The organism is Klebsiella sp. HMSC16A12 (genome assembly GCF_001808265.1).
Classification (GTDB): Bacteria; Pseudomonadota; Gammaproteobacteria; order Enterobacterales; family Enterobacteriaceae; genus Klebsiella; species Klebsiella pneumoniae.
Window position 1 is genome coordinate 1 of record NZ_KV792550.1, and the last position, 5,693, is coordinate 5,693.

Genomic DNA, 5,693 nt, shown 5'->3' on the forward strand with positions numbered 1-5,693 from the left:
AGTTGACCTGTTTCCCACAGTCCTGACCGTCCGCGAAGTTGACCTGTTCCCCACAGAGGATGGAAAACTCTTCTTGTGCTGAGCGTAAGAACTATCTGCCGGAACGGTTCCTCTTCGCTTCCTCGCCAGTTCGCTCGCTACGCTCGGTTACATGGCTGCGGCGAGCGCTGCCTGATTCTAATAGCAATCTTTCAGCATGCTAGCAGCAATAAAATAGATTGCTGCTAGCATGCTTCATGCAGCCGTCGGGGCTTATAATGACGTAGTTTCCAGACAGTGATTTTCTGGCGCTCGGCTCATGTTGTGATGTCTTCGTGATTGCTGCAATCTTGCCGCTATATTGCCGATTTATCGATACAATCCTCAGTGAGCTCTCTTTGATTATTGCTGCAAGATTGCATAAAGCTTGCTGCTTTCGTTATCGTTAACGTGACACTACTGTTCGTTTGTTAATTCCTGCACTCTCCTTTATTGCAAGATTTAATCTTGCTGCTAGATTTTTGATTATTGCAATCTTGCTGCAAGCTGTTATCTTGTTCAGGAAGAGTTACTTTTCTAACCTCAATCAGGTTTATACTAATGTTTGCTGCAAGATAGCAGCAAGTAAAGGGGGCTAGATGGCCTGGATAGTTGGTTTTATTTCCCAGAAAGGTGGTGTGGGCAAAAGCACTAAAGCGAGAGCGTTAGCGCGTGAAGCATCTGCCTGTGGCATCAAAACAAAATTAGCTGACCTCGACCTGGAACAGGCAACGAGTGCTGAGTGGCACCGCCGACGTCTGTCAGCTGGTTTACCACCGGTTGCTTCAGTCGAAGTATTTTCAACAGCAAAGCAGGCCATAGAATCTGCCGGCGAGTTTGATCTTCTCATTCTTGATGGACCAGCTCGTGCAAGCAAAGGGACTTCGGAAATTGCTAAGGTGGCCGACCTTATCGTCCAGCCAACGGGGGCTTCCCTTGACGATCTTGTCCCGGCCATTAAAGTTTTCAACGCGCTTGTAAAAGAAGGCGTGCCACGTTCAAAACTGGTCTTTGCTTTAAGCCGTGTAGGTACCGAAGCGGAAGAGCTGGATGCTCGTGCATATATCAGTGAGGCGGGTTATGAAACTTTAGCTGGATGTCTTTTTGAGAAGCCTGCTTACAGAAAAGCGATGAACTCAGGACTTGCAGTGACAGAAACACGCTATAAAGGTTTAAACGAGAGAGCTGATGAACTTATCCAGGCGCTCATCGATAAGATTGGAGAAGAGTAATGGCTGATGCATCAAAACTTAAAACTAAAAGAGCCCGTGGTGGGCTGGGTGTACCCCCAGGCCCTGACGAAGTGGCTACCAGCCTGAACGCGCCTGAGATAGCTCCTGCAGTCGCTGCCACTGATGTACAGATACAGCAGGCGGACTTATCGCCAGTGCACCATGATCCTGTGGGTACACAAACAGTGACCGAGGCATATACCCGCCGCGATGGCCGTTCTGCCAGAAAAACAAACAGGACGCTGGCATTTGCAACACGTGTCACACCTGCTTTCGATCAGGAGATCAGGGATATCGCAGAGCGTGAGGGGTTGAAACTGGTGGAAGTTCTGGAAAAAGCAGTTGAGGCATATAAGGAAAAACAGGGATACTAATCCGGAATGCAGCAATCTTGCTGCATTCTTTTTATAGTTGCAATCTTGCAGCAAGATTTATGCTAGCTAAATGCTAGATTGCTGCAAGATAAATGATATAATACTCAAACTGAGTAATTAAACGACCCGGCGAAGTACGCAGTTTGAGTACTTACCTGCGGTTTATGAACGTATTTACTCAATGTGAGTAGTTATGGGGTGAAGATGAATACTCAAATTGAGTATCAATGGAGATAGGTATGAAAATTTTTTGCGATGATGGTTCTACAAACGTGAAACTTGCCTGGTTTGAAGGGAAGACGCTGAAAAGTGCGGTATCAGTGAACTCTTTTCGCCATAACTGGAAAGTCGAGGGCTTAGGCAGCAGTCGTACCTATAACTATCTGCTCGATGGCCGCAAATATACTTACGACCCGGTCAGCGAAGCTGCGATCAGCACGACTCACATTGAGTACCAGTACTCTGATACAAACGTGCTGGCAGTTCACCACGCATTACTGAACAGTGGAATTGAACCCCAGGAGATAGATCTCACCGTTACGTTACCTATCAGCGAGTTTTACACGGCCGACTGCCAGAAAAACACGCTTAACATTGAGAGAAAAATTAGCAACCTGATGCGGGAAGTCACCCTGAACAAAGGGGTAACTTTTACCATTAAAAGCGTTGAAGTGATGCCTGAATCACTCCCAGCTGTCTTTACACGCCTGGTTGCTGACAATGTGGGCCAGTACGAAAAATCACTGGTTATCGATCTCGGTGGTACGACCCTGGATGTCGGGGTTATTGTTGGCCAGTTTGAGGACGTTTCGGCAGTACATGGTAATCCTGATATTGGCGTATCAATGGTCACGAAAGCCACGCTCACTGCACTGAAAATGGCCAGCAGTGATACCAGTCCAATGATTGCTGACGAGCTGATCAAAAACAGGGAGAACCTGGATTTTGTGGGGCAGGTTGTAAATGAGGCTGCTAAACAAAATCTGGTACTGGATACCATTGATACAGCGATACATAAGCTGGGCGAGCTGGTTGTTGATGATTTGCTGCAGTATCGAAACGTAAACCGCGTATACATTGTCGGTGGCGGTGCCGCACTTATTGCCGATGCTGTTCGTAAGGCATGGAACCACCTTGGCGAAAAGGTTGTTCTTATGGACGAACCTCAGACAGCGCTGGTCCAGGCGATTGCACGCTTCAAAGCGGAGGAGTAATCGATGCACGACGGCGAAGAAAGGAAAAAACTTTCGCTGTACCTTCACCCGGAGGACTCTGCCGATCGTCTTGCACTGGCTGAAATCGAAACTGTCCCCCGGAAAAACCGGGGGGAGTTATATCGGCAGGCTTTGATAACCGGCCTGATAATGCATCAGCTTGATGCGCGAATTCCCGCCGTGTTAACCGCACTATTCACCAGAGAACTGAATGCGGATGAAGTCATTAGTCAGATTGCTACGATAACAGGCTGGAAACCCTCCTCAGGCGATTTGAAAGAGGTACTGAAGGCGTTAGGAGGGCTTCAGAGTACAGCTTCACCAGAACACTCTCAGGATGCCGGTGAGCAGGCCCGTCTGAAAGCGGCCAGGGCGAAGATGCAAAACCTGATCTGAAAAAGCCTCACTCCGTGAAATCTGCAAATTTTCGCGGGGTGTGCGGCTTAATTTTTAGATTTCCGCCAGCATTTTTGAAACCAGCTGCCGCCGCTGCGCGTTGGCCGGTCCTTCGTCCGGCCGGTAACCAGTCCCGGCCGTTCTTACGACCCTGGGTGAACATCATCCCGTCAGTAGCATTTCCACTGTGGTGTCGTTTGTCACGCTGTCCGATCACTAAAAAGAACGGGGGAGGGGATAAGGGACACAACATATGGTAGGTAATGCAGCTGAATAAAACACAACATATTGATTATCCACAGTAACGGGGGATAACCGTGTGGGTAACATAGGCTTAATACATTCCTTGCTCCTCGCACCGGAGCACATCACAGATACTGATTGAGATCCACTTCACGCAGCGGCTGGTTTTGACGTTCTGTGATCAATTACACCAGGTCTTTTTCGTCCAGCGCATCGAGCATTTGTTCGTACAGAGCCGCGGGCACACAATAAAAAACAGGGCGGTTGCGGTCAATAATCGCGACCGGGTAGCCGCCGCCGGCACTGGCGGTGGCCACCGGATCGTTTTTAAGTTCGCTGATGCTGGCAGTCACATCACACATAATGATATTTGTCATGGTTCCCCCCTGAGACAAGTCATCTGTATGATCGGTAAAGTAAGCTCTTGCGGCAAGTCCCGTCTGTCAATTCGACGGTCAGAAACGGGCAACCGGCAGCTCCTTCCAGCGGGTGGTATATGCCGATGACAGCATCTCCCGTTTCATCTGCCAGTCCGGCGCAATACCCCGTCCGGCAAACCAGACTTTCCCGAGTCCGGAATGATTAATGCCGTCGAGTACCTTCATCAGCGCATCGCTGTGCGGCCGTGGCTGCACGTCATCGAACAGATTCAGCTGCGCGACGCCGTTCGGACTGAAATCATTGAGCATTATCCCCGCTTTTGCGTAGCGGTGGCCATCGAGCCAGATCCTGTCCAGAGACCTGACCGCTGCCGCGATAATGTCCCGGGTGTCACGGGTAGGGGTGTTCAGTTTTTCCGTGGCCACGTTACCGTAATACGGCTCATTAACCGCAAAAGGGGACGTCTTGATGAAGGTGCTGATATGCCGGCAGTACTGTCGCTCACCGCGCAACTTTTCCGCCGCGCGCTCGGCATACTGGCAGACGGCCTGGCGCATTTCTTCGTAGGTGGTGATCCGCTGCCCGAAGCTGCGACTGCAGACAATCTGCTGTTTCGGCGGCGGCGCTTCCTCCAGCGAAATGCAACTCTCGCCGTTCAGCTCACGTACCGTGCGCTCCAGCACTACGTTGAAGTTTTTCCGGATAAATGTGGGGTTCGTCAGCGACAGCTGCAGGGCAGTGGTGATCCCCATAACGTGCAGCTTTTTCGCTATCCGGTTCCCCACGCCCCAGATTTCTTCCACCGGCTGCAGGCTGAGTAATTTTGCCGTTCTGCGTGGATTTTCGGGCGACAGCGCCAGCACCCCCCTGAATTGTGGCCATTCCTTTGACGCCCACTGCGCCGATTTGGCCAGTGTTTTTGTGGCGCCGAAGCCGACACCGATCGTCAGTCCGGTTCCACTGAGAACATGCCCACGCAGCTGTCTGCCAAAATTCTCCAGATCCATACAGTGGCCAATTCCCCGGGCATCCAGGAAACATTCGTCAATTGAGTATTGTTCGACGCGGGGCGACAGCTCTTCCAGCAGGGCGACCACACGGTTACTCAGGCTCGCGTAGAGCTCGTAATTGCTGGAAAAAACGTACAGTTTTTCAGGAAACTGCGCCTCTTTGAGCTGGAACCAGGGGGTTCCCATCTTTATACCCAGCCGTTTGGCTTCAGCACTCCGGGCAATAACGCAGCCATCGTTGTTACTGAGAACGACGACAGGTTTGCCGCGCAAATCCGGCCTGAAAACCTTCTCGCAACTGGCGTAGAAGGAGTTGACGTCTGCCAGGGCGAACATCAGTCTGCCCTCCGGGTTTTATGAATGAAGGCCGTCACCACGCCGAAAATTTGCAGCGTTTCCGGATCCGGGTACAGGGAAGGGAAGTCCGGGTTCATCGCCTGCAGGGCTGGCCGCGGCGTCAGAAGCAGGCGTTTTACGGTGAATTCACCCTCAATTTCCGCGATAACAATATCCCCGTGCCGCGGCTGTTCTGCTTTATCCACGACCATCAGATCGCCGGAATAGAGGCCAATATCAGTCATTGAGTTGCCAATCGCCCTGACAAAATAGGTGGAGTGGCGCCGGTGAATGCAGTACTCATTCAGATCCAGTTCAGACTCCGTGTAGTCCGCAGCCGGTGACGGAAAACCCGCAGGGCATCGCTCTGTGAACAAAGGAATTTTTACTATGCTGGCTTCTGATACTGCAGGAATGAACTTCATCGTTTTTCCCTCGCTTGAAACTGTATATATATACAGTGTGCGCCGGGAGACCGGTAGAGATCAA

At 50.9% G+C, this 5,693-nt stretch carries 7 protein-coding genes; 4 read left to right on the forward strand and 3 right to left on the reverse strand.

Annotated features, from left to right (window positions below):
* The first annotated feature begins 617 nt into the window (after positions 1-617).
* The 4 genes from HMPREF3140_RS06300 (at position 618) to HMPREF3140_RS06315 (ending at position 3,234) form a co-directional block, all read left to right on the forward strand.
* Positions 618-1,250 carry a ParA family protein gene (locus tag HMPREF3140_RS06300; RefSeq protein ID WP_017901447.1) on the forward strand — a complete coding sequence of 211 codons (633 nt, stop codon included), beginning with the start codon at positions 618-620 and terminating at the stop codon, positions 1,248-1,250.
* Positions 1,250-1,624, forward strand: coding sequence for a hypothetical protein (locus tag HMPREF3140_RS28195; RefSeq protein ID WP_017901448.1), 375 nt, complete (start codon positions 1,250-1,252; stop codon positions 1,622-1,624). The genes HMPREF3140_RS06300 and HMPREF3140_RS28195 overlap by 1 nt, the downstream gene beginning before the upstream one ends.
* A gap of 239 nt (positions 1,625-1,863) precedes the next feature.
* The gene (parM, locus tag HMPREF3140_RS06310) at positions 1,864-2,838 is read left to right on the forward strand and encodes a plasmid segregation protein ParM domain-containing protein (protein WP_020801689.1); all 975 of its coding nucleotides are present in this window, start codon (positions 1,864-1,866) and stop codon (positions 2,836-2,838) included.
* Positions 2,839-2,841: 3 nt separating this feature from the next.
* On the forward strand, positions 2,842-3,234 hold the full coding sequence (locus HMPREF3140_RS06315; protein WP_070552885.1) for a plasmid partitioning/stability family protein: 393 nt from the start codon (positions 2,842-2,844) through the stop codon (positions 3,232-3,234).
* Positions 3,235-3,662: 428 nt separating this feature from the next.
* On the opposite strand, the gene HMPREF3140_RS06320 is transcribed toward HMPREF3140_RS06315, so the two are convergent.
* From HMPREF3140_RS06320 to umuD, 3 genes are all read right to left on the reverse strand, one after another.
* On the reverse strand, positions 3,663-3,854 hold the full coding sequence (locus HMPREF3140_RS06320) for a plasmid stabilization protein (protein ID WP_070552886.1): 192 nt from the start codon (positions 3,852-3,854) through the stop codon (positions 3,663-3,665).
* 78 nt (positions 3,855-3,932) lie between these two features.
* Complete coding sequence (locus HMPREF3140_RS06325; RefSeq protein ID WP_070552887.1) at positions 3,933-5,204, reverse strand: Y-family DNA polymerase; 1,272 nt, start codon at positions 5,202-5,204, stop codon at positions 3,933-3,935.
* Entirely contained in the window at positions 5,204-5,629 is a 426-nt protein-coding gene (umuD, locus tag HMPREF3140_RS06330) for a translesion error-prone DNA polymerase V autoproteolytic subunit (protein ID WP_001776124.1), read from the reverse strand. The genes HMPREF3140_RS06325 and umuD overlap by 1 nt, the downstream gene beginning before the upstream one ends.
* Between the last annotated feature and the right edge of the window lie 64 nt (positions 5,630-5,693).

What these genes read in the sequence shown, in the direction of transcription:
- parM (WP_020801689.1), top strand. Translation starts at nt 1,864, where the DNA reads ATGAAAATTTTTTGCGATGATGGTTCTACAAACGTGAAACTTGCCTGG.
- HMPREF3140_RS28195 (WP_017901448.1), top strand. Translation starts at nt 1,250, where the DNA reads ATGGCTGATGCATCAAAACTTAAAACTAAAAGAGCCCGTGGTGGGCTG.
- HMPREF3140_RS06315 (WP_070552885.1), top strand. Translation starts at nt 2,842, where the DNA reads ATGCACGACGGCGAAGAAAGGAAAAAACTTTCGCTGTACCTTCACCCG.
- HMPREF3140_RS06300 (WP_017901447.1), top strand. Translation starts at nt 618, where the DNA reads ATGGCCTGGATAGTTGGTTTTATTTCCCAGAAAGGTGGTGTGGGCAAA.
- HMPREF3140_RS06320 (WP_070552886.1), bottom strand. Translation starts at nt 3,854, where the DNA reads ATGACAAATATCATTATGTGTGATGTGACTGCCAGCATCAGCGAACTT.
- HMPREF3140_RS06325 (WP_070552887.1), bottom strand. Translation starts at nt 5,204, where the DNA reads ATGTTCGCCCTGGCAGACGTCAACTCCTTCTACGCCAGTTGCGAGAAG.
- umuD (WP_001776124.1), bottom strand. Translation starts at nt 5,629, where the DNA reads ATGAAGTTCATTCCTGCAGTATCAGAAGCCAGCATAGTAAAAATTCCT.